Annotated in this window: 20 protein-coding genes; 7 read left to right on the top strand and 13 right to left on the bottom strand. The window is 74.1% G+C overall.

Going from position 1 to position 21,896, the window contains the following annotated elements; genetic code table 11:
- Window positions 1-101 precede the first annotated feature (101 nt).
- Together D7294_RS25950 and D7294_RS25945 are read left to right on the top strand one after the other, a co-directional pair.
- A complete protein-coding gene (locus D7294_RS25950; protein ID WP_120683931.1) occupies window positions 102-1,040 on the top strand; it encodes a metallophosphoesterase in 939 nt (312 codons plus the stop codon).
- A gap of 526 nt (window positions 1,041-1,566) precedes the next feature.
- Window positions 1,567-2,541 (top strand): hypothetical protein, encoded by a 975-nt coding sequence (locus D7294_RS25945; protein WP_194117770.1) that lies wholly within the window; start codon window positions 1,567-1,569, stop codon window positions 2,539-2,541.
- Window positions 2,542-2,785: 244 nt separating this feature from the next.
- Here the strand turns inward: D7294_RS25945 and D7294_RS25940 are convergent, their stop codons facing one another.
- Window positions 2,786-3,610, bottom strand: a complete 825-nt coding sequence (locus D7294_RS25940; RefSeq protein WP_120683929.1) for an HAD hydrolase family protein — start codon at window positions 3,608-3,610, stop codon at window positions 2,786-2,788.
- A 104-nt stretch (window positions 3,611-3,714) separates the two neighbouring features.
- Here D7294_RS25940 and D7294_RS25935 point away from each other — a divergent pair, with 104 nt between their 5' ends.
- From D7294_RS25935 to D7294_RS25915, 5 genes are all read left to right on the top strand, one after another.
- Window positions 3,715-4,653, top strand: a complete 939-nt coding sequence (locus D7294_RS25935) for an LLM class flavin-dependent oxidoreductase (protein ID WP_120683927.1) — start codon at window positions 3,715-3,717, stop codon at window positions 4,651-4,653.
- 311 nt (window positions 4,654-4,964) lie between these two features.
- On the top strand, window positions 4,965-5,900 hold the full coding sequence (locus D7294_RS25930; protein ID WP_120683925.1) for an ABC transporter ATP-binding protein: 936 nt from the start codon (window positions 4,965-4,967) through the stop codon (window positions 5,898-5,900).
- A 142-nt stretch (window positions 5,901-6,042) separates the two neighbouring features.
- Complete coding sequence (locus D7294_RS25925) at window positions 6,043-6,969, top strand: ABC transporter permease subunit (RefSeq protein ID WP_422070742.1); 927 nt, start codon at window positions 6,043-6,045, stop codon at window positions 6,967-6,969.
- A 5-nt stretch (window positions 6,970-6,974) separates the two neighbouring features.
- The gene (locus D7294_RS25920; protein WP_120683999.1) at window positions 6,975-7,892 is read left to right on the top strand and encodes an ABC transporter ATP-binding protein; all 918 of its coding nucleotides are present in this window, start codon (window positions 6,975-6,977) and stop codon (window positions 7,890-7,892) included.
- Between the two features lie 19 nt (window positions 7,893-7,911).
- A complete protein-coding gene (locus D7294_RS25915) occupies window positions 7,912-8,634 on the top strand; it encodes an ABC transporter permease (RefSeq protein ID WP_120683922.1) in 723 nt (240 codons plus the stop codon).
- Window positions 8,635-8,716: 82 nt separating this feature from the next.
- On the opposite strand, the gene D7294_RS25910 is transcribed toward D7294_RS25915, so the two are convergent.
- From D7294_RS25910 to D7294_RS25855, 12 genes are all read right to left on the bottom strand, one after another.
- Window positions 8,717-9,898: an aminotransferase class V-fold PLP-dependent enzyme gene (locus D7294_RS25910; RefSeq protein WP_120683920.1), complete on the bottom strand. Its 1,182-nt coding sequence runs from the start codon at window positions 9,896-9,898 to the stop codon at window positions 8,717-8,719.
- Between the two features lie 481 nt (window positions 9,899-10,379).
- The gene (locus tag D7294_RS25905; protein WP_120683918.1) at window positions 10,380-11,168 is read right to left on the bottom strand and encodes a hypothetical protein; all 789 of its coding nucleotides are present in this window, start codon (window positions 11,166-11,168) and stop codon (window positions 10,380-10,382) included.
- Window positions 11,158-11,682: an RNA polymerase sigma factor gene (locus D7294_RS25900; RefSeq protein WP_120683916.1), complete on the bottom strand. Its 525-nt coding sequence runs from the start codon at window positions 11,680-11,682 to the stop codon at window positions 11,158-11,160. The genes D7294_RS25905 and D7294_RS25900 overlap by 11 nt, the downstream gene beginning before the upstream one ends.
- 94 nt (window positions 11,683-11,776) lie before the next feature.
- Window positions 11,777-12,202 (bottom strand): hypothetical protein, encoded by a 426-nt coding sequence (locus tag D7294_RS25895; protein ID WP_120683914.1) that lies wholly within the window; start codon window positions 12,200-12,202, stop codon window positions 11,777-11,779.
- A gap of 230 nt (window positions 12,203-12,432) precedes the next feature.
- A complete protein-coding gene (locus D7294_RS25890; RefSeq protein WP_120683912.1) occupies window positions 12,433-13,293 on the bottom strand; it encodes an HAD family hydrolase in 861 nt (286 codons plus the stop codon).
- Window positions 13,294-13,360: 67 nt separating this feature from the next.
- Window positions 13,361-14,641, bottom strand: coding sequence for a serine--tRNA ligase (serS, locus tag D7294_RS25885; RefSeq protein WP_120683910.1), 1,281 nt, complete (start codon window positions 14,639-14,641; stop codon window positions 13,361-13,363).
- 585 nt (window positions 14,642-15,226) lie between these two features.
- Entirely contained in the window at window positions 15,227-16,171 is a 945-nt protein-coding gene (pheA, locus tag D7294_RS25880; protein WP_120683908.1) for a prephenate dehydratase, read from the bottom strand.
- Between the two features lie 88 nt (window positions 16,172-16,259).
- Complete coding sequence (efeB, locus tag D7294_RS25875; protein ID WP_120683906.1) at window positions 16,260-17,489, bottom strand: iron uptake transporter deferrochelatase/peroxidase subunit; 1,230 nt, start codon at window positions 17,487-17,489, stop codon at window positions 16,260-16,262.
- 149 nt (window positions 17,490-17,638) lie between these two features.
- Window positions 17,639-19,825 carry a copper resistance CopC/CopD family protein gene (locus D7294_RS25870; protein ID WP_120683904.1) on the bottom strand — a complete coding sequence of 729 codons (2,187 nt, stop codon included), beginning with the start codon at window positions 19,823-19,825 and terminating at the stop codon, window positions 17,639-17,641.
- Window positions 19,826-19,832: 7 nt separating this feature from the next.
- Entirely contained in the window at window positions 19,833-20,297 is a 465-nt protein-coding gene (locus tag D7294_RS25865; RefSeq protein ID WP_120683902.1) for a copper chaperone PCu(A)C, read from the bottom strand.
- Window positions 20,294-20,959: an SCO family protein gene (locus tag D7294_RS25860; protein ID WP_120683900.1), complete on the bottom strand. Its 666-nt coding sequence runs from the start codon at window positions 20,957-20,959 to the stop codon at window positions 20,294-20,296. The genes D7294_RS25865 and D7294_RS25860 overlap by 4 nt, the downstream gene beginning before the upstream one ends.
- Window positions 20,960-21,051: 92 nt before the next feature.
- Window positions 21,052-21,831, bottom strand: a complete 780-nt coding sequence (locus D7294_RS25855) for a YcnI family copper-binding membrane protein (protein ID WP_120683997.1) — start codon at window positions 21,829-21,831, stop codon at window positions 21,052-21,054.
- Between the last annotated feature and the right edge of the window lie 65 nt (window positions 21,832-21,896).

Raw genomic sequence — 21,896 nt, 5'->3', positions numbered from 1 at the left:
CATCTGAGCACCGGGATTCCTATGATGGGCGAACGGCACCGGGACCTGACCGACCGGACAGGCCCCGCAGGTGGAGGCGGCGCGTAGTGGTGGAGGGGTCGATGACTCAGGGGGCCGGCGAGGGACCGGATGTCTGGCAGCGCGGCGCGGACGGGCCGGCTGATCTCTACTCTCCGACGGTGCGTGACCTGCCGGTGGCCGACGGCCCAGGACCGCTCTACGTGGTCGGTGACGTGCACGGATACCACACCGAGCTGCTGGAGGCGCTGCGTGGGGCCGGGCTCACCGACGAGGAGGACCACTGGGCCGCGGGCAACGCGCGGCTGTGGTTCCTCGGCGACTTCACCGACCGCGGCCCGGACGGGGTCGGCGTCATCGACACCGTGATGCGGCTCTCCGCCGAGGCCGCCGCCGCGGGCGGCTACTGCAAGGCCCTCCTCGGCAACCACGAGCTGCTGCTGATCGGCGCGAGCCGCTTCGGGGACACCCCGGTCGAGTCGGCCGCGGGCACCGCGTCCTTCCAGGCCGCCTGGCTGCTCAACGGCGGGCAGCGCACCGACATGGAGCGGCTCCAGGACCACCACGTGCAGTGGATGTCGCGGCTCGACTCGATGGCGCTGGCCGACGGCCACCTGCTGCTGCACTCGGACACCACCGCGTACCTCGACTACGGCAGCACCGTGGACGACGTGAACGACGCGATCTGGCAGGCGCTGCAGCGCAACGACGTCGAGGAGACCTGGGACCTGTTCCGCAAGTTCACCAAGCGCTTCGCCTTCCGGGACGAGGGCGGCCCGCAGGCGGTCCGCGAACTGCTCGACACCTACGGGGCGAAGCGCGTCGTGCACGGGCACAGCCCGATCCCCTACCTCACCGGCGAGGGAGCCGGCGGCGAGGCCGAGGGCGGCGCCGAGGGCGGGGACGGAACGCCCCGGGTGACCGGGCCGCACGTCTACGCGGACTCGCTGGCCATCGCGATGGACGGCGGGGTCACCATGGCGGGGAAGCTGCTGGTGGCGCGGCTGCCGCTGGCGGACTGAGGCGCGGCGGTCGCCGGGGCGGCCCCGTCCTTCCGGCTTCCCCGCCCGGCACTTCTCGCCTCCCACGCCCTCCCCACCTCGCTCACCCTTCTCGTACGCGTCGTTCTTCTCGCGGGTCTGCCCCTTCTCGCCGTTCTCGCCGTTCTTGTCCTTCTCGTTCTGCTCGTTCTGCTCGTTCTTCCCGTCGGGTGCGTCCTTCTCGCCGTTCGCCTGCGGTTGACGGACGCCCGTGCGGGTCCCCGCGGGCCGTTTGCAGTCGGCGGGGGGTGAACTCGCCGTGCCGTTTCCCGGGTGTTCCCGTGTCGTTCCAGGCCGGGCGGTGTGTGGGGCACCCGAGGCGGGCAGGCAAAGGCTGTCCGGCGGGCTGCCGCGCCGGTCCCCGGATGCACCCCGGACGCACCGTGGGATGCAGGGATTTCCGGTAATCACCTGTCACCGAACGCCGGATGCCCTCTACCATCGGGGATCTGCTCATCAGCTCGCTGCCTTCCGGCTCTTGGGGACGCATATGAACGGCGCTGATGGATTGCCACCCGAGGATCAGGCCGAATTCGAGCGGGTCCTCGACGAAGTGCTGCTCACCGCCCGCCTCAGCACCGGCGCCGATCCGGAAGAGGTGGCGCGGCTGCGGGAGCTGGCGATGAACGCGCTGCCGGAGATTGCCGCAACGGCGTGGGCGGAGTACGCGCGGTACGACCGCATGCGGCAGCAGGTGCGGCGCGCGGAGTCCCCGGACGCCCCGCGTACGCCGGGCCGGAACGAGGCGCGCGGATTCGGTTCCGGGCTCGCGGTCGTGGTGTGCGCGCTGGTGCCGGTGCTCGCCGGAGTCGCGGCCGTCGTCTTCCTGTTGCTCGGTTACGCGCTGGGGCTCGCGGACCCGGAGCCCGCGCCTGCGGCCCCGATGCGCGGCGTCGGCTGGGTGTTCGCCGTGGTGGCCGCCTGCGGCATGCTGGTGGCCGCGGCGGTGCTCGTGGGCGCGGCCGTGCGCAACGGCTCGTCCACCGCCATACGCGCCTCCGCGCCGGGGGGCGAGCTGGCGCGCGCCCGCGCCGAGTGGCTGCGCGCGCTGCTCGACCGGGGGATCACCCCCTTCCTGCGCGAACGCTCCCTCGCCGCGCTGCCGCACCATCCGCGCGGGCGCACGCCCAGGCTGCGGTTCTCCAGCCCGCATTTCTCCAGCCCCGACTTCTCAAGCCCGGCGGCGGGGCGCGCGGCCAGGCCGCGCTTCGGGCAACCGCAATTCTCCAGGCCGCGGTTCGGCCGCCCGGATTTCACCAGCCCGGCCGAGGAGCTCGCCGGCGAAAGCACCGAGCAGCCTGGGGAGTTGGGGCGCGGAGATTTCCCGGGCCCGGAATTCTCCGGCCCCCGCTTCACGAGTCCCGAGTTCACCAGCCCCGCGGTGGACGAGGCCGATCCGGCGACGCGGCCGCGTTTCGGGCAACCGGATTTCTCCGGCCCGGACTTCACCAGTCCCGCCGAGGGCGGCCAGGATCGGGACTGAACGAGGGGGAATTCACGCGCACGGTCACGGACCGCTTCCGGGCGTTCGCGGACCGCTGCCAGGTCCCCTTCCTGGGCCCCTTCCGCACCCGCCTCCGGGGCGTTCGCCCGGGCGTTTCGGGGGGAGCCGGTCGTTGCCGGGGTGCCCCCGCACCCGTTTCCCGGCGCCGGCTGCCACGGGTGCTGCCGCGAACTCCCCCGGCGGGCGCCCGCGTTCGCACCGGCCCGGTTCCTCCCCCTGGGGTTCAGCGGCCGGCGAGCAATTCCTCGATCACGACCGCCACGCCGTCCTCCTCGTTGGAGGCGGTGTGCCGGTCGGTCGCCGCGAGCACGGCGGGGTGCGCGTTGGCCATCGCGTAGGAGGTCCCGGCCCAGGCCAGCATCTCCAGGTCGTTGGGCATGTCGCCGAAGGCGAGCACGGCGGAGGGCGGGATGCCGCGGCGGCGGCAGCGGTCGGCGAGCGTGGTCGCCTTGCTGACGCCAAGCGCGCTGATCTCCAGCAGGGCCGAGGGGCTGGAACGGGTGAACTGCGCCTGGTCCGCGGCGACCTCCCGGGCGAGCGCGAGGAACTCGTCGGGCCCGAGCCGCTCGTGGTAGGCGAGCAGTTTCAGCACCGGCTGGGCCGCCGGGTCCGGTCCGGCCGCGAGCAGCTTCTCCACCGGGGCCACCACGGCGGCCGGGTCCGCGGCCAACGGCGGGTAGGCGGGCTCGTGGTGGAAGCCGACGGTGCGCTCCACCGCGAAGGTCACGCCGGGGGCGGCGGCGCGCAGCGCGCGCACGACCGCCAGGGCGTTGTCCTGCGGCAGCGGGCGCACCTGGATCAGCGCGCTGCCGCGGTGCAGGTCGACGACGGCGGCGCCGTTCCCGCAGATGGCCAGCCCGTGGCCGTGCACGTGCTCGCTCACCACGCCCATCCAGCGGGCCGGGCGGCCGGTCACGAAGATGACCGCGATGCCCGCCGCCTCGGCCGCGGCCAGGGCGGCGACCGTCCGGGGGGACACGGTCTTGTCGTCGCGGAGAAGCGTTCCGTCGAGGTCGGTTGCGATCAGGCGTGGCAGTCGTTCGGGCACAAGCAGTCAGCATATGCGTGCACATCCGTGCGGGAGAGCACTCTTATGTGCCTTGTCGGGAAGCGGCCCCAAGCCTGACCGGAAAGGGCCTACGCTGTCGTGCCATGGCCGACTCACGGGTGTTTCCGCCGCGACTCTCCACCGTCATCCTGCCCGTGCACCGCTGGGCGCAGGGCGGCCGGAGAACGTGGCAGCGCGCGGAGGAACTCGGCTTCCACACCGCCTACACCTACGACCACCTCTCCTGGCGGACCTTCAGGGACCGCCCGTGGTTCGGGGCGCTGCCCACGCTGACCGCGGCCGCCGCGGCGACCGAGCGGATCAGGCTCGGCACCATGGTCGCCTCGCTCAACTTCCGGCACCCGGTGACGCTCGCCAAGGAGCTGATCACGCTCGACGACGTCTCCGAGGGCCGCTGCACGCTGGGCATCGGCGCCGGCGGCACCGGTTTCGACGCCACCGTGCTGGGCGGGGACGCCTGGTCCCCGCGGGAGCGCGCCGACCGCTTCGCCGAGTTCGTCCGGCTCCTCGACCGCCTGCTGAGCGAGGGCGCGGCGCCCGGCGTCGGGGTCTCCTACCAGGGCGAGTTCTACTCGGCCCGCGGCGCGCGGAACATCCCGGGCTGCGTGCAGCGCCCGCGGCTGCCCTTCGCCGTGGCCGCCACGGGGGCGCGCGGCATGCGGCTGGCCGCGCGGCACGGACAGGCATGGGTGACCACGGGCGACGCCAAGACCTTCGAGGGCACGGCTGCGGACTTCTACGCGGGGCTGGCCAGGCAGGTCGAGCGGCTGGACGCGGTCTGCGAGGACGCCGGCCGGGAGCCGGAGACGCTGGAGCGCATACTTCTCCACTCCAGCCTCGCCCCGGCCGGCCTGGCCCCGCTGTCCTCCCTCTCGGCCTTCGCCGACTACGCGGGCCGGGCGGCCGAGCTCGGCTTCCGCGAACTCGTGGTGCACTGGCCGATCCCGGACTCGGTGTTCGACACCGACCGGGCCGTCTTCGAGCGGATCGCCACCGAGGGACTGCGGCAGCTGGCCGGCTGAGCCGCGCCGGCGACCGGGCCCCGGCCGGCCCGCATCACATCTGCATCCCGTGCATCCCGCCTGCATCCCGCACCTGCGTCCCGCATGCTCCTGGCGGTACCCGGCCTGGCACCGGGGCGGCCCCCCGGGAGGGCACCAGGGCCGCCCGGGCCCCCGCGCGGGCTCCGCAGGCCCCTGCGCTCCGACCGTGGTATCCGGGCGCCTCGCCCTGCGGTCGCATTCCCCTAAGGGAAACCCGCGACTTTGGTACCGGGGCATTCGGTACCGAAGAGTGACGCGGGCGGCCGGGGCGGCGCACTAGCCTCCGGAGGGTGAGCGGAAGCACGAGCGTCATTCAGACGGAGAGCCTGACCAAGCGGTACCCGAGGGTGACCGCGCTCGACGGCCTGACCGTGGACATAGGACCCGGCGTGACCGGCCTCGTGGGAGCCAACGGGGCGGGCAAGTCCACCCTGATCAAGATCCTGCTGGGCCTGGCCCCCGCCAGCGCGGGCAGCGCGCGCGTCCTGGGGAAGGACGCGGCGGCCGAGGGCCGGGCGATCCGGGAGCAGGTCGGGTACATGCCGGAGCACGACTGCCTGCCGCCGGACGTCTCGGCGACCGAGTTCGTCGTGCACATGGGCCGCATGTCGGGACTCCCGAGCACCGCGGCCCGCGAGCGCACCGCGGACACCCTCCGGCACGTCGGGCTCTACGAGGAGCGGTACCGCCCGATCGGCGGCTACTCGACGGGCATGAAGCAGCGCGTCAAGCTGGCCCAGGCCCTCGTCCACGATCCGCGCCTCGTCCTGCTCGACGAGCCGACCAACGGCCTCGACCCCGCGGGCCGCGACGAGATGCTCGGGCTGATCCGCCGCATCCACACCGACTTCGGCATCTCCGTCCTGGTCACCTCGCACCTGCTGGGCGAGCTGGAGCGGACCAGCGACCACATCGTGGTCATCGACGGCGGCAAGCTGCTGCGCTCGCAGGCGACCGCGAGCTTCACCGAGGCCACCGCCTCGCTCGCCGTCGAGGTGACGGACACGGAGGCGCACCCGCACGGGGCCGAGGCGCTGCGCGCGGCGCTGACCGGGGCCGGGGTGAGCGTCGCGCCGGGCGGCGGCCACGTCCTGCTGCTCGACCTGGCGGACGACTCGCTCTACGACACCGTCCGCGACGCCATAGCCGACCTCGGCCTCGGCCTGGTCCGCATGGAGCAGCGCCGCCACCGGATCGCCGAGGTCTTCGAGGAGGCAAGGCCGTGAGCGGCAGCCCCGTGACCCCGGTTTTCCCCGGCGCCGCCTTCGGCGCGGTGCCGGCCATGTCCAGCGCACGTTCCGGCAGTGCCCCATGGGGCCGCGCCCCCGGCCGTCCCGCAGGGGGCCGCGAGGCGATCGAGGAGGTCAGGTGAGCATCCCCGCGCAGTCCGCGCCGTCAGGGCAGCCAGGAGCGGCCGGCCGCCCCGATGCCCGGATCCACAACATCGGCTACCGCCGCTACGAGGGAGCCCGGCTGGGCGCCTCCTACGCCAGGCGCTCGCTGTTCGTGCACTCCCTGCGCGGCTCCTTCGGCATCGGCAGGACCGCGCGCTCGAAGGTGCTGCCCTTCGGGCTGTTCGCGATCATGGCCGTCCCGGCGGTGATCATGGTGGCGGTCGCCTCCACCACGGGCCTGGACGAGCTGCCCGTCGAGTACACGAGCTACGCCCTGTTCATGCAGCCGATCGTCGGCCTCTACCTGGCGCTCGCGGCGCCGCAGATGGTCTCCCTCGACCTGCGGTTCAAGACCATCCCCCTGTACTTCTCGCGTCCCATCGACCGCTTCGACTACGTGGCGGCCAAGTGCGCCGCGCTGGCGGCCGCGCTGTTCCTCTTCGCCGGCGTCCCGCTGACCATCGCCTATGCGGGCGGGCTGCTCGCGAAGCTCGGCTTCGTCGACCAGACCACTGCCTTCGGGCGCGGCCTGGTGGCCACCGCCGTGTTCGCGGCGCTGCACGCCGTGCTCGGCCTGCTGATCGCCTCGTTCACCCCGCGCCGCGGCTTCGGCGTCGCGGCCGTCATCGGCGCGCTGACCATCCCCTACTTCGCGGTGACCGCCGTGCAGGCCGTCGCCGAGGAGCAGGGCAGCGCCGGTGCCGTCGGCTGGCTCGGCCTGTTCTCGCCCGGCTCGCTGCTGGACGGGCTGCAGTCGAAGTTCCTCGGCGGCACCAGCGGGTTCCCCGAGGAGCTGGTGCCCTCCGACGCGGCCGGCCTGGGCTACCTGCTGGTCACCGCGGCCCTGATCGTGGGGAGCTACCTGTTGCTGATGCGCCGATACCGGAAAGCGGGTCTGTGACGACCATGACCACCCTGCACATCACCAAGGCCTCCCGCTGGTTCGGCAACGTCGTGGCGGTCAACGACATCACCATGGACATCGGCCCCGGCGTCACCGGCCTGCTCGGGCCCAACGGCGCGGGCAAGTCCACCCTCATCCACATGATGAGCGGATTCCTCGCCCCCTCGGCCGGCTCCGTCACCCTGGACGACCGCCCGATCTGGCGCCACGCCGAGTCGTACCGGGAGATCGGCCTGGTCCCCGAGCGCGAGGGCATGTACGACTACCTGACCGGCGGGGAGTTCGTGCTGGCCAACGCCGAGTTGCACGGCCTGCCCGACCCCGGCGCCGCCGCCAGGACCGCGCTGGAGACGGTCGAGATGACCGCGGCCGCGGACCGGCGGATCTCGACCTACAGCAAGGGCATGCGGCAGCGGGTCAAGATGGCCTCCGCCCTGGTGCACCAGCCCTCCGTGCTGCTGCTGGACGAGCCGTTCAACGGGATGGACCCGCGCCAGCGCATGCACCTGATGGGCCTGCTGCGCAGGATGGGGGACGAGGGCCGCACCGTGCTCTTCTCCTCGCACATCCTGGAGGAGGTGGAGCAGCTGGCCACCCACATCGAGGTGATCGTGGCCGGGCGGCACGCCGCCTCGGGCGACTACCGCCGGATTCGCCGCCTGATGACCGACCGGCCCCACCGGTACCTCATCCGCTCCACGGACGACAGGGCGCTGGCGGGAGCCCTCATCGTCGATCCCAGCACCAGCGGCATCGAGTTCGACGCGGCGGAGGGCGCCCTGCTCGTCCAGGCGGTCGACTTCCCCCGCTTCACCGCCCAACTGCCGCGGCTCGCCCGGGACGTGGGCGTCCGGCTCCTCACGGTCTCGCCCTCGGACGAGTCCCTGGAGAGCGTCTTCTCCTACCTGGTCAGCGCGTAGCGTCAAGGAGCCCTTCGCGATGTACAACGACACCGTCGCCCGGCTCACCTACCGGGCCCTGCTTGGCCGCCGCCGCGTGCTGATCCTGCTCACGCTGCCGGTGCTGCTGCTCATCATCGCGGTCGCCGTCCGCTCGTTCAGCGGCGCAGACGACCGGGCCGCCACCGACGTGCTCGGTTCCTTCGCGCTCGCCTCGATGGTGCCCCTCATCGGCGTCATCGCGGGAACGGGCGCGATCGCGCCGGAGATAGACGACGGCTCGATCGTCTACCTCCTCTCCAAGCCGCTGCCCCGGCGGACGATCATCACCACCAAGCTGCTGGTGGCCATCTCGGTCACCATCGTGTTCACCACCATTCCCATGCTGGTGGCCGGCTACATCCTCAACGGGAACAGCCAGGGCATAGCGGGCGCCTTCACGGTGGCCGCGGCCGTCGCCTCCATCGCCTACAGCGCCGTCTTCCTGCTGCTGGGAACGGTCTCGCGGAACGCGGTGGTCTTCGGCCTGGTCTACGCCCTGATCTGGGAGTCCCTGTTCGGCAACCTCGTCCCGGGGGCGCGCACCCTCAGCATCCAGCAGTGGGCGCTCGCCCTGGCGGAGAGCACGGCGGGCTCCGGGGCGGACATCACCTCCGACGTGGCCCTGCCCGCCGCGGTGATCCTCCTGGTGGCCGCGACGGGACTCGGCACCTGGTACGCGATACGCCGCCTCACGGTGCTCACCGTCGCCCACGACGACTGAGCGGCGGGCCGGGGCGGCCGAGGCCGGCCGGCCCAGCCGGGGCCGGGCGGGCGGCCCGGGTCCGGCAGGGCCGGCCGGCGGGTCAGCGCGCGGCGGTGGCGAGGGCGGCCACGGCCGCGACGGCCCGGTCCAGCTCCTCCTCCGTCGTGTAGTAGTGCGGGGAGAGGCGGACCAGCGGGTGGACGCCGCGGTCGGCCTGGTCGAACTGGTTGTACTCGGGGGTCGTGGTCGTCACGTTGATGCCCTGGCGGCGCAGCGCGGCCGCGACCTCCTCCGCCGGCAGCCCGGCCACCGCCGCGGTGACGATGGCGCAGCGTTCCCGGCCGAGGTCGTGGGTGGTCACGCCGGGGAGTTCGGACAGCCGCTCCCGCAGCCGCGCGCCGAGCGCCAGGGCGCGTGCGCCGATGGCGTCGAGACCCAGGTCGAGCGCCTGCCGGACCGCGGCCCCCAGGCCGAGGACCGTGGCGTAGTTCTTCTCCCAGGTCTCGAAGCGCCGCGCGCCCTCCCGCCAGACGTACCCGCTGCCCCCGTCCCAGACCGCGGCCTCGATCTCGGCAACGGCCGGGTCGAGGAAGCCGAGGATCTCCGGGTTCACCCACAGGAAGCCGATGCCGCGCGGCCCCCGGAGGAACTTGCGGCCGGTGCCGGTCAGCAGGTCGCAGCCGAGTTCGGCGACGTTCACGGGGAACTGCCCGACCGACTGCGTGGCGTCCAGCAGGAAGGGCACCCCCGCGGCCCGCGTGATGCGGCCGATCTCGGTGGCCGGGTTGACCAGGCCGCCGCCGGTGGGCACGTGCGCGATGCCGACGAGCCGGGTGCGTTCGTCGATCATCTCGGCCAGCGCGGCGGTGTCCAGCTGCCCCGACTCGTCGTTGGGGACCACCGCCACCTCGGCGCCGGTGCGCCTGGCGATCTGGAGGTAGGCGAGGACGCTGCTGCCGTACTCGGCGCGGCCGGTCAGGATGCGGTCGCCCGGCCGGAACGGAAGGGAGTAGAAGGCGGCGTTCCAGGCGTGCGTCGAGTTGTCGAAGAGGGCGATGTCGCGGCGGCGCCCGCCCACGAGTTCGGCGACGGCCTCGTAGGCCGCCTCGATGCGGCCCCGTTCCTGCTCGGCCGCCTCGTAGCCGCCGATGGCCGCCTCCAGTTCCAGGTGCGCGGTCATCGCCCGCAGCGTCTGCCCAGAGAGGAGTCCGGCGCCGGCGTTGTTGAGGTGTACCCGGTGCGCGCAGCCCGGAGTGTCCCGTCGCAGTGCCTCGATGTCCATGTGCCCTCGCTTCGCTCGGTTCCCCCCAGTAAACCCGGGCCCCAGGCGAGGAGTCGCGCCCCAGGGCGATGGCTCGCCGCGGCACCGGGGAGCGCCGTTCCCCGCCCCAGGTTGTCACCGAGCCGAGCCGAGCCGGGCCGGGCCGGGTGTCCCGCGCGTCGGCCGGACCGCACCGCCCGCTGCGGCCGTTCCAGGTGCGGGCCTGGTTATCCACAGGAATGCGGTTATCCACAGGCGAGTTGTCCACAGGGGCGGAAGCGGGTGACGGCTGGGCGCCGCGGAGGTTCCCTTCCGGCGTCCCGCGGGCGGACTCGGGACGCTTGACCTGCTTCTTTATGCCCCGTCAAAGTCGCATGCCAGAGGCAGAGTTATCCACAGGCGGGGAGGAAAAGGCCGCCCGAGCCGCCCTTGTGACGCCCCGGCAGCTATCGGAGACGCCCTCGTTCCCCCACACCTGTGGATAACTCCACCCTGCCGGAGTTCAGTTCGCCGGCCGCAGCGCGCCGTTCTCGGCCGGCACCGTCACGTCGGCCGACGCCTCGTCGCCGGGCGAAAGAGGGTCCCCCCACGGGGCCAGGGAGACGGTCCGTGTCTCCTCGTCGAAGCCGGTGACCATCTCGCAGGGCCCCGAGAGCGGCGACGCGCCGACGGGCTCCGTCTCCACCGTCCAGCCGCCGAGGCCGTGTTCGGCCAGCAACTCCTCGGCCTTCGCCCGCAGTTCCTCGGCCGACACGCAACCGGCGTCGGCCTCCTCCAGCTCCGCGCGGAACGCGGAGAACCGGTACTGCTCGTCGGACACACCCGTGTACGGCTCCTGGCCGTGCCTTGCGCACTCCGCCGCGTCTCCCTCGTACACGTAGATCGAGTTCCACCTGTCCGCCTCGACGCAGGCGGTCAGCGACTCGGGCGCCGGCCCGTCCGCGTAGTACTGCCACATGTCGCGGCACAGGTCCGCCGGCGTCCCCTCCGAGGCGTAGAACTCGACGCCCACCTGGGAGGTCGGCGTCACGCAGGTCAGCTGCGCCGAGTTGGTGGGCTGCCCGGGCGCCGAGACCCAGGCGTAGGCCCCGGCGGTGGCGCCCGTCATGGCCAGGGTCGCCGCGGGCACCAGCACCAGGCGCCGGGTCCGCGCCCGCCGCGAGCGCCTGCGGGCCCGGTCCAGCACTCGCAGTCCCACCGGGTCCCCGGCGCTTGGCAGTTCGTCCTCCCGCACCGGGTCGTGCGCCCGCAGCAGGGCGGCGAGCCGGTCGTTCCCCTCGTCATTCGGCATGTTCCAGATCCTTCGTGTCGTGGCGGGGCGTGGTCAGCAGCGGGCGCAGGCGTTCCCTGGCCCGGTGCAGCCGGGTGGCGACGGCTCCGGCCGAAATGCCGAGCACGGTGGCGATGTCGGCGTTCGGCAGGTCGTCCCAGTAGGCCAGCCGCAGCAACTCCTGGTCGGTGGCGGACAGTCCGGCCAGCGCCGCGGTCAGGTCGGGCGCGCCGGGCGCGGCCCCGCCGGGCTCGGGCGCCTCGGCCCGCTCCGCGGCCCGCAGCAGGAGCCGCGTCCAGCGCCGCTGGCCGCGGGCCTGGTTGGCCAGCACCTTCCTGGCGACGCCCAGCAGCCACAGGGCCGCGTCGTGCTCGTCCCGCGGCAGGTGCCTGCGGCGGCGCCAGGCCACCGCGTACACCTCGGCCGCCGCGTCGTGCGCGGCGGGCTCGCCGGTCCGGCGCAGGCAGTAGGCCAACACCCGGCGAAAGGTCGACCGGAAGAGCCGGTCGAACTCCTCGGCCTGTTGTGCTTCCATGCCTGGCAATGTCCGGCGCCGCCCGTTCCGTTACACGAAAGGGCCCGGCGGTTCCCCACCTCGGGAAACCGCCGGGCCCGGTGCCCGGCGCAGCCTACCCGGCCGGCGCGAACACCCCGATCGCGTCGTGGGCGTGCCGGGAGCCCCGCGTCTCGGCCGGCGTCAGCACGTTCTCGCTCGCGATGAACGCCGCGGCGGGCAGCGGGAGTTCGTGGAAGGAGGGCTTCAGCGGGCTGCCCGGCGCGGTGGGGTACCCCGCCAGGGAGCCCTTGGTCGCGCCCCCGGCGAAGGCGAGCGTCTCCACGAGGGTGCCGTTGAGCGCCAGGTCGGCGGTGCCGGGCAGGGGCGCGTGCGTGTCGGTCAGCCACGGCGCGAAGCCCAGGTCGGCCGCGGGCGCCTCGTCCGGCAGGAAGCGCAGCGTGAAGGTGTGGGCGCGCCGCCCGGCCCAGGAGTCCGCGGGCCCCGGATGCAGGTAGCACCAGCCGGTGCCCGGGGCGCTGCTGCCGTAGACGTAGTCCACGGCTCGGGAGCACCCTGGAGGAGGCCGGTGACGCGGGCACGGCCGGGCAACGACGGCCGGGGGCCGGGCGGGTGAGCAGCGGGCCGGCCGCGGGTGCCGGAAAGGTGGCCACGGCGGGGCCGGTTGGCGGCGCGCGCCGGGCGGCGGCTGCGGGGCGGCGGCCGCGGGGCGGGCGGATGTGCACCGCCTGCGGACAGGGCCGCCCCGGGGTGCGCCCGGCCCGGTCCTGCTCAGTCCAGGACGGGGCGCAGCAGCCGTTCCAGGACCTCCGCGATGCCGTCCGCGTCGTTGCTCGTGGTGACCTCGTCGGCCACCGCGCGCAGTTCGGGGTGCGCGCCGGCCATCGCCACGCCGTGCGCCGCCCAGGTCAGCATCGGGATGTCGTTGGGCATGTCGCCGAAGGCGACGGCCTGGGAGCCGCGCACCCCGAGGCGCCGGGCGGCCAGCGAGAGGCCGGTCGCCTTCGTCAGGCCGAGGGGCAGCATCTCGACCAGGTGCTCGCCCGAGACGACGATGCCGACGCGGTCCCCGATCCTGGCCCTGGCGGCGGTGGCGAGTTCGTCGGTGGTGAGGCCGGGGTGGAGCAGGTACACCTTGCTGATCGGCTCGGCGAAGAGCTCCGCACGCCCCCGCGCCCGCACCGGGCGCGGGGCGCCGGCCTCCCCGGCGCCGTAGGTGCCGCCGGCCACCGCGTGGAACTCCGGCTCCATCACGACGTCCCCGTCGAGGCCGTCGCGGTTGACGGCCAGGTACAGCGGGCCGATCGCCGACTCCAGGGTGGCGACGGCCGACCCGGCGAGCGCGCGGTCCAGGGTGACCGAGGTCAGCAGGCGGTGTTCGCCCGCGTGGTACAGCTCCGCCCCCTGGGCGCAGACCGCGAGGCCCACGTAGCCGAGCTGGTCCAGGATGTGCCGGGTCCACACCACGCTGCGGCCGGTGACCACGATGTGCTCGGCGCCCGCCGCCTGCGCGGCGGCGAGCGCGTCCCTGGTGCGCTGCGAGATGGTGTGGTCGCTGCGCAGCAGCGTGCCGTCGAGATCGGTGGCGACCAGCCGGTAGGGGAAGCGGTGCGGGAGGCTGGGCCCGCTCACCGCCGGGCCGCCGCGGCGCCGCCCACGTCGGCCCAGGTCACGTCGCCCCCGGCCACGTCGCCCCGGGTCACTTCGTCACCGGTTCCAGCAGCGCGCGCCCGCCCAGGTAGGGGCGCAGCACCTCGGGGACGTGCACGGAGCCGTCGGGCCGCTGGTGGTTCTCCAGCAGGGCGACGATGGCGCGCGTGACGGCGCACAGCGTGCCGTTCAGCGTGGCCACCGGGCGGACGGTGCCGTCCTTGCCGCGCATCCTGATCTGCAGGCGCCTGGACTGGAACTCGGTGCAGTTCGAGGTGGAGGTCAGCTCGCGGTACTTGCCCTGGGTGGGAATCCACGCCTCGCAGTCGAACTTCCTCGCCGCCGAGGCCCCCAGGTCGCCGCTGGCCAACTCGACGACCCTGAAGGGCAGTTCGAGCGAGGTCAGCCACTCCTTCTCCCAGGCGAGCAGCCGCTCGTGCTCGGCCTCCGCCTCCTCGGGGGCGACGTAGGAGAACATCTCCACCTTGTCGAACTGGTGGACCCGGAAGATGCCCCTGGTGTCCTTCCCGTACGAGCCGGCCTCGCGCCGGAAGCAGGGCGAGAAGCCCGCGTACCGCAGCGGCAGCCGGTCCGCGTCCAGGATCTCGTCCATGTGGTAGCCGGCGAGCGGCACCTCGGAGGTGCCCACCAGGTAGAAGTCGTCCTTCTCCAGGTGGTAGACGTCCTGCTCGGCCTGGCCGAGGAAGCCGGTGCCCTCCATGGCGCGCGGCTTGACCAGGGCCGGGGTGAGCATCGGGGTGAACCCGGCCGCGGTGGCCTGGGCGACGGCCGCGTTGACCAGGGCGAGTTCGAGGAGGGCGCCGACGCCCGTCAGGTAGTAGAAGCGCGATCCCGAGACCTTGGCGCCGCGCTCGGTGTCGATCGCGCCCAGGAGCCGGCCGAGTTCGAGGTGGTCCCTGGGCTCGAAGCCCTCGGCGGCGAAGTCCCGGGGGGTGCCGAGCGTCTCCCGGACGGCGAAGTCCTCCTCGCCGCCGACCGGCGCCTTGGGGTGGACCAGGTTGCCCAGCCGCAGCAGCAGCTCCTGGGCCTGCGCGGCGGCCGCGTCCCGCTCGGCGTCCGCCGCCTTGACCGCGGTGGCGAGCTCCCCGGCGCGGGCCAGCAGGGCGGCCTTCTCCTCGCCCGCGGCCCGCGGGATGCGCTTGCCCAGCTGCTTCTGCTCGGCGCGCAGCTCGTCGAACCTGAGGCCGGAGGCCCGGCGCCGCTCGTCCGCGGAGAGCAGCGCGTCGACGAGGCCGACGTCCTCTCCGCGGGCGCGCTGCGAGGCGCGTACTCGGTCGGGGTCTTCGCGAAGCAGCCGGAGGTCAATCACGGCACCAGGCTACCGGCGCCTTCGGGGCGGGAGGCAGCGCATGGGCAAGGGAGGCTTTTTGCCCCTTTTGCGACATAGGTCTGAGGAGGGAATCCACAGGTCAGCGGGACTGTCCACCGGGTTATCCACAGGCGCTTCGCTCGGCCTGTGGATATCCGTCGGGGGTAGATTCCGGCCGTTCGGTGAAGGCCGTACAGTTCCCCCTCAGGCGTCGGCTCACACTCTCTTATGAGCGAATCCGAAGAGAATTACCTCACTCCGGAGAGTTATCGGCCGCGATTCGGGTGACGACTTCCGATTCGCTCCGCTGTGCGGCCCTTCGCGCCCACCCTGGGGATAGGTCGACATTGCCCGGAAGATTCCCCGGCGGGCGTGTCGACTTATCCCCAGGCACGGAGGGCCGCCTGTGGATAACTCTGCGGACAATCCACAGGCCGGGGCGCCGCCCTCCCCCGGCAGGCGTCCGGGCCCCTCCGCAACGCCCCCGCGGCCCCGCCCCGCGGCGTTCGCCGGGACCGGCCCCCGGCGTTCCGCGGCCCCCTTCAGCATGCGGCCGGCCCGTTCGGCGTTCGGCCGGCCCCGCCCTCAGCGTTCGCTGGGCCCGAGCCGCCCGTCCAGGCACCGCGTCAGCCAGTCCGCGGCCGTCAGGAAGTCCTCGTCCGCGGTGCCAGTCCGCACCGTGGGCGCCACCTGGTCCGCCCGCGGGTACGAGCCGAGGAAACGCACGTCGGCGCACAGCCGCTTCAGCCCCATCAGCGCCTCGCCCACCCGCCGGTCCGCGATGTGGCCCTCGCAGTCCACGGAGAAGCAGTACTGCCCCAGGCCCTTGCCGGTCGGCCGGGACTCGATCCGCATGAGGTTGACGCCGCAGGTCGCGAACTCCTGCAGCAGTTCGAGCAGCGCGCCCGGGTGGTCCAGCCGCAGCCACAGCACCACCGAGGTCTTGTCCGCGCCGGTCGGGGCCGCCGGCCTGGCCGGACGCCCGGTCAGCACGAAGCGGGTGGTGGCGTTCTGCGCGTCGTGGATGTCGGTGACCAGCGGCTCAAGCCCGTAGATCGGGGCGGCGAACTCGCCCGCGAAGGCCGCGTCGTACCGCCCCTCCTGCACCAGCCGCGCCCCATCCGCGTTCGAGGCCGCCGACTCCCACTGGGCCTCCGGCAGGAAACGCTCCAGCCAGCCGCGCACCTGCGGCTGCGCCACCGGGTGCCCCGTCACCGTCTTCACGTCGTCGATCTTCGTGCCGGGACGCACCAGCAGCGCGAAGGCGATCGGCAGCAGCACCTCGCGGTAGATCATCAGCGGCTCGCCCGAGGCCAGCTCGTCCACGGTGGCCGAGACCCCGCCCTCGACCGAGTTCTCGATGGGCACGAGCGCGCCCGCGGCCGAGCCCGACCTGACGGCGTCGAGGGCGGCCGGCACCGAGATCATCGGCACCAGCTCGCGGGTCGCCGCCTCCGGGAGGGAGCGGAGCGCGGCTTCGGTGAAGGTGCCCTCGGGGCCCAGGTACGCATAGCGGCTGGCAGCTGTCATGCGGCCAACGGTAGCCCGCGGCGCGCCCCCGCCGCCTCTCGCCTCGGCCCCCGGGCGGCCCGCCCCCGGCGCCGCCGCCCCACGCCCCTCACCCCTCAAGCAGCGCCTGCCCCACGTACTCGCCCTCGGCCGCGCCGCCCGGCACCGCGAACAGCGCGCTGGCCTCGTGCCTGATGTACGCCGACAGCGCGTCGCCCCGGTCCAGCTTCCGCTGCACCGGCACGAAGCCGTTCAGCGGATCGGCCTGCCAGCACACGAAGAGCAGCCCGGCGTCCGGCGCCCCGTCCGCGCGGAAGCCGTCGTGGAAGGAGAAGGACCTGCGCAGCATCGCCGCCCCGCCGTTGGTGTCGGGCGAGGTCACCCGGATGTGGGCGTTGGCGGGAATCACCGGGTCCCCCGCCTCGTCGACCGCGTCCAGGTCCACCGGGCTGGTCTCCTCCTCCCCGGTCAGCGGCGCTCCGTCGGACTTCCTGCGCCCTATCACGCGCTCCTGCTCCGCGCGCGACTGCGCCTCCCAGTCGTCGAGGAGCATCCGGATGCGGCGCACCACCGCGTAGGAGCCGTGCGCCATCCAGCCGGGTTCGCCGCCGGCCGGCACGAAGATCCGCCGGTCGAAGTCGGGGTCCGAGGGCTGCGGGTTGTTGGTGCCGTCCACCTGGCCCATCAGGTTGCGGGTGGTCATCGGCCGGGCCGTGGCGCCCGGGCTGCGACTGAAGCCGGACATCTGCCAGCGGACCCGGGCCGCCCCCGACTCGATGGCCGCACGCTGGAGCACGCGCAGCGCCTGGAACGCGACCAGTCCGTCGTCGGCGCCGATCTGCACCCACAGATCGCCGTCGGAACGCTCGGGATCGAGGTGGTCGCTGGAGAACTGCGGCAGCGGGTCGAGCGCCGCCGGGCGGGCGTGGGCGAGGTCCGTGGCGTCGAAGAAGCCCCGGCCGAAGCCGAAGGTGACGGTCAGGGAGGCGGGTCCCGCGTCCCTGGCCACCCCGGTGTCGGTCTCCGCGGTGCCGCCCGCCATCAGGTCGGCGGCGAGCGTGGACCAGCGGCGCAGCAGCCCGGCGGCCTGCCGCCGTCCCGCCCCCGGCACCAGGTCGAACGCGGCGAGGTGCCCGTGCGCCTGGATCGGGGTGGTGATGCCGGGCTGGTGCGTGCCGTGGAAGGGCACGGAGGTGGAGCCGACGGTGGACAGGCCGGGGCCACGGTCCCTGGTGGTGGCCGCGTGGGCGAGGGCGCCGCCGGTCGTGCCGAGGGCGAGGCCGCCGGCGCCGGTCGCGCCCGCGGTGGTGAGGAGGCGGCGGCGGGAGAGCTCAGTCATCGTGGATCACTTCGCGCTTTGCTCGTTCGGTGGTCGGATCGGTGGGGCGGGTCGGTGGGGCGGGTCGGTGCGTGGGATCGGTGGGGCGGGTCGGTGCGTGGGATCGGTGGGGCGGGTCGGTGGGTCGGGTGGGCCTGGCCTGCGCGCGTTCACTCCAGCGTGAACTCCGCCGTCTCGGTCACCTCGTCGATGTCCGAGCTCCGCACGGTCAGGTCCAGCTCCCACTCCCCGGGGCGCGGCAACTGCACGCCGGTGACGGCCCAGTGGCCCGCGTCCACCCGCTGGGCCTGGTAACGCAGCGGGCCGAGGTCCTCGGCGGGAAGGGAGAGGGCGACCCGGATCTCGGCCACCTCGGTGACCTGTCCCGCGGGGTCGGTCAGCGAGACGTGGAGGGTGTTCTCCCCGGTGCCCGCGGAGGAGAACTCCACGTGCGCGGTGCCCTGGCCGCCGGGGCCGCCGGTGTCGTACGGGATCTCCAGCGTGGGAGGCTCCTGGCCCGCCTCGTGCCCCTCGCCGTGCGCTCCCCGGTGCGAGCCGGACGGGCCGGCGTTCTCGGCCGCGGCCGCGGTGTGCGCGGGGGTGGTGTTGGTGAGGCCGGTGGTGACGGCGAGGACGACCGCGGCCACCGCCGCCTCGGCGAGGACGGAACGGCGCAGCGCGGCCCGGGCCGGCTCGGCGTTCCGCGCCTTCTGGCGGCGGGCCCGCAGGGCGGCGTCGCGCTGGCGGGCGAGCTGCCTGGCCCGTTGCGCGTCCACCGGCCGCGGCCCCTGCCCCGCGCCCGGGTCCCGCTCGGCCGCGGCGACGGCGGCCGGCTCGGGCCGCCGCCCGGGCGCGTGTTCTGCCTCGGGCGTGCCTGCCTCGGGCGTGCCGGCCTCGCCGGTCCCGGTGGTGGCCGCGGGGTCGGCGAGGCGGGCGGTCAGGCGGCGGGAGAAGAAGGCCACGGCGAGCACCCCGGCGACCAGTGCCACCTTGAGGATCAGCAGCTTGCCGTAGGAGGTGCCGGTGAGGGCCGACCAGGAGAGGCCGACCTGCCGCCAGGACTGGTAGAGCCCGGTGGCCGCGAGGGCCGCGACGCTGCCCAGGGCGAGCCCGGAGAACCGGCGCACCGCGGCGGCGGGCGGGGTCGCCGGGGCGCCGTGGAGCAGGGAGAGCAGGGTGACCAGCCCGCCGAGCCAGGTGGCGACGGAGAGCAGGTGCACGATGTCGGCCGGGATGGCGAGCGCCGTCTGCCGCCCGGTGGAGGCGTGTTCCGCCATGGCCCAGGTCGCGGCGATGCCCACGGCCAGGACGGTGCCGCCGAGCGCGAGGCCGAAGGTGTAGTCGCGCAGCCGGTCGGCGTCCGCCTCGTCGTCCGGCTCCTCGCCGTCCGCCTCGGCCGGCACGTCGTCCGGCGCGTCGTCCGATCCCGTGCCCGGCTCCCCGCCCCGCTCCTCGTCCCGTGCGTCGTCCGGCTCCCCGCCCCGTACCTCGTCCCGTACCTCGTCCCGTGCGTCGTCCGCCCCGGCGCGGTCCCTGGTCGCGCGCCCCGCCCCGTGCGCCGCCACCCGCGTCCGCAGCCGGGCCCAGCTGCCGTGCAGCAGCGCGAGGAACGCCCCCGAGGCGGCCAGGATCAGCAGCCGCGTGACGAGTGCGGTGCCCTCCTTGGTGCCGACGACGTCCCGCAGCCCGTCCAGGTCGAAGGCGTCCGCCAGGTCGCCTGAGCCGGTGTAGGGCGTGCGCAGCAGGAGCAGCGCCAGGGTGGCGGCGGTGGCCGCCGTCCAGCCGGTCAGGGTCACCCGCTGCACCGCCTGCCGCCCGGCGGCCCCGGGCCAGCAGCAGAGGACGAAGACGCAGGGCCCGGCCAGCAGCACGAACCCGGCGTAGGCGGCGTACCTGGCGATGTCGTAGAGGAGGCCGACGGCCCCGTCGTCGCCGCTTGCCGCGACGGACGAGGCGTCGACCGTGGTGGCGGAGGGCGCGCCGATGGAGAAGGTGAACGCCCCCGAGATCGGGTGGCTGTCGGCGGAGACCACCTGCCAGGCGACGGTGTAGGTGCCCTCGGGCAGGCCGGGGCGCAGCGCCACGGAGCGCTCGGCGCCCTCGCCGCCGAGTTCCCCGGTGTCGGCGGCCTCGCCCTCGGGGCCGAGGACGCGTATGCCGCCCTCGGCCACGGAGACGTGCTCGGAGAAGGTGAGCGTCACCTGCTCCGGAGCGGTGGCGACCACCTCGCCGTCCCCTGGCGTGCTGCCGGCGAGCGTGGCGTGGGCGGCGGCCGGGGCGGCCGTCACGAGCAGCGCGGCGAGCGCGGCCACGGCCCCCAGGAGCAGCGCGGCCAGAGAACGGCGAAGGGTGGTCATGGCGATGTCACTCCCCGGTGTAGGTGGCGGGTCGGACGGGCACCTCGAGGCTGATCGCGGGGGACTTCTCGAAGTGCAGCTGGATGGGCACGGTGTCGCCCTCTGCCGGGCGGCTGTCGAGGCCCATGATCATCAGGTGGCTGCCGCCGTGTGCGAGGCGCAGTTCGCCGCCCGCGGGCACGAGCAGCGCGTCGGCCTGGTGCATGGTGCCGCCCTCGGTCGTGTGGATCTCGACGCTGTCCGCGGCCTCGCTGGTGACCGAGGTGAGGGCGTCGTCGGCGTCGCCCGTGTTCTCGATGGTCAGGAAGCCCCCGGCCAGCTCGGCGGTGGGCGGCCGCGGGATGTACGCCCCCTCGGCGGTCAGCTCCGGGGTGCCGCCGCCCGCGGCGTCCGCGTCGGAGGCGCAGCCGGCCAGGGCCGGGCCGAGCAGGAGCGCGGCGGCCAGGCCGAGCGCCGCCCTGGCCCGGGTCACGGGAGCTCTCCTTCCAGGAGCCTGGGCAGATCCCGGGCGAAGGTCTCCTGGGTGACGCCCTCGGTGTAGACGACGTGTGCCTTGTCGTCGGTGGGCAGGAAGGCGAGGACCTGCGTCCCGTGGGTGGAGACGATGTCGCCGTTGTCGTCCGTGTACGAGGGCTCGATGTAGACGCCGAGCGAACGGGCGGCGGCCTGGATGGTGTCGAAGTCCCCGGTGAGGCCGGTGAAGTCGGGGCCCTGGGCGCGCAGCCAGGCGCCGAGGGACTCCGGGGTGTCGCGTTCCGGGTCGGTGGTGACGAAGACGACCCGCAGGTCGGCGCGCTGCTCGGCGGTGAGGCTCCGGGCGGCGGTGGCGATGTTGCTCATGGTGAGCGGGCAGACGTCGGGGCAGTTGGTGTAGCCGAAGTAGAGCAGGGTGGCGTGCCCCGCGGTCTGCTCGGCGAAGTCGTAGGACTCGCCGTTGGTGTCGGTGAGCACGAGGTCCGGCTTGTCGAAGGGGGTGTCGAGCACCGTCCCCTCGTCGGGCGCCGTGCCGCCCTCGACCTGGGCGGCGGGGGACTGGCCCGCGTCCGCGGTGTCCTCGCCGTCCCCGCCGCAGCCCGCGAGCGCGGCCGCGGTGACCAGGGCGAGGGCGGTGAGGGTGATCTTGCGCAAGTGCATGAGGTGTTCCCGATGGTGAGGAGGCGGGGCGGGCGGGCGAGGTGCGCGCCCGCCCCGCCGGGCAGTTCGGTCTCCGGTGCTGGGGGTGCGGGTCAGCTCGCGGCGCCGCCGTCCGCCGCGCCGGCGCCGGAACGGCGGCGCCCGGCCAGCACGCCGAAGGCGACGCCGGCGGCGCCGACCACGATTCCGGCCACGCCGAGCACGCGGGCGGTGGTGTCGCTGCCACCCTCGTCGTCCGCGGCCTCGGCCGCCTCGCCGCTCCCGGTGTCCTCGCCGTCCGCGGCCGCGGAGTCCGGCGCGGACGCGCCGGCGCCGCTCGCGGCCTCCGACTCCTCGGCCGCGGGGGCGAGCTGGAGCACGGGCGCCGGGTTCTCCGGCTCCTCGCCGCCCTCGGCCGGCTCCTCGATCCAGCGGACGACCTCGTCGTTGTCGTAGGTCTGGATCGCCTTGAACACCAGGTGGTCGACGTCCTCGGGCAGCGGGCCGATGGACAGCGGGAACTGCTGGAACTGGCCGGGGGAGATCTCGCCGCCGGTCCAGGTGATCACGCTCGGCACCTCGGAGACCTCGCTGCCGTGCACCTCGACGGGCTGGTCGAGGTGGGCGGTCTCCACCTCGACGTCCCAGCCGGGCACCGGCTGCGGCATGACGGAGGACAGCGGGTGGTCGAGGTCGAGGTGCAGTTCGAGGCTGATCGTCGAGGCGTTGTCGCGCTCGTTGGGGACCTTGACGTTGATGACGGTGTAGCCGCCCTGCTCGGCCTCGTCCGGGTCGATGGTGACGTGCGCGAGGGCCGTCGGGGCGGTGGCGAGCACGAGAGCGCCGGTGGCGGCGGCCACGGTCGCGCAGGCGGCCAGGCGGGCGCGGTGCATGCGGTTCATGCGGACACACTCCGATGTGGTGTGAAGGAACGCCGATGGATCGCGAACGGCTCGCG

Source organism: Streptomyces hoynatensis, from assembly GCF_003626535.1.
Taxonomy (GTDB): domain Bacteria; phylum Actinomycetota; class Actinomycetes; order Streptomycetales; family Streptomycetaceae; genus Streptomyces; species Streptomyces hoynatensis.
The sequence above is the reverse complement of the archived record's forward strand: the minus strand, read 5'-3'. Positions and strand labels throughout refer to the sequence as shown.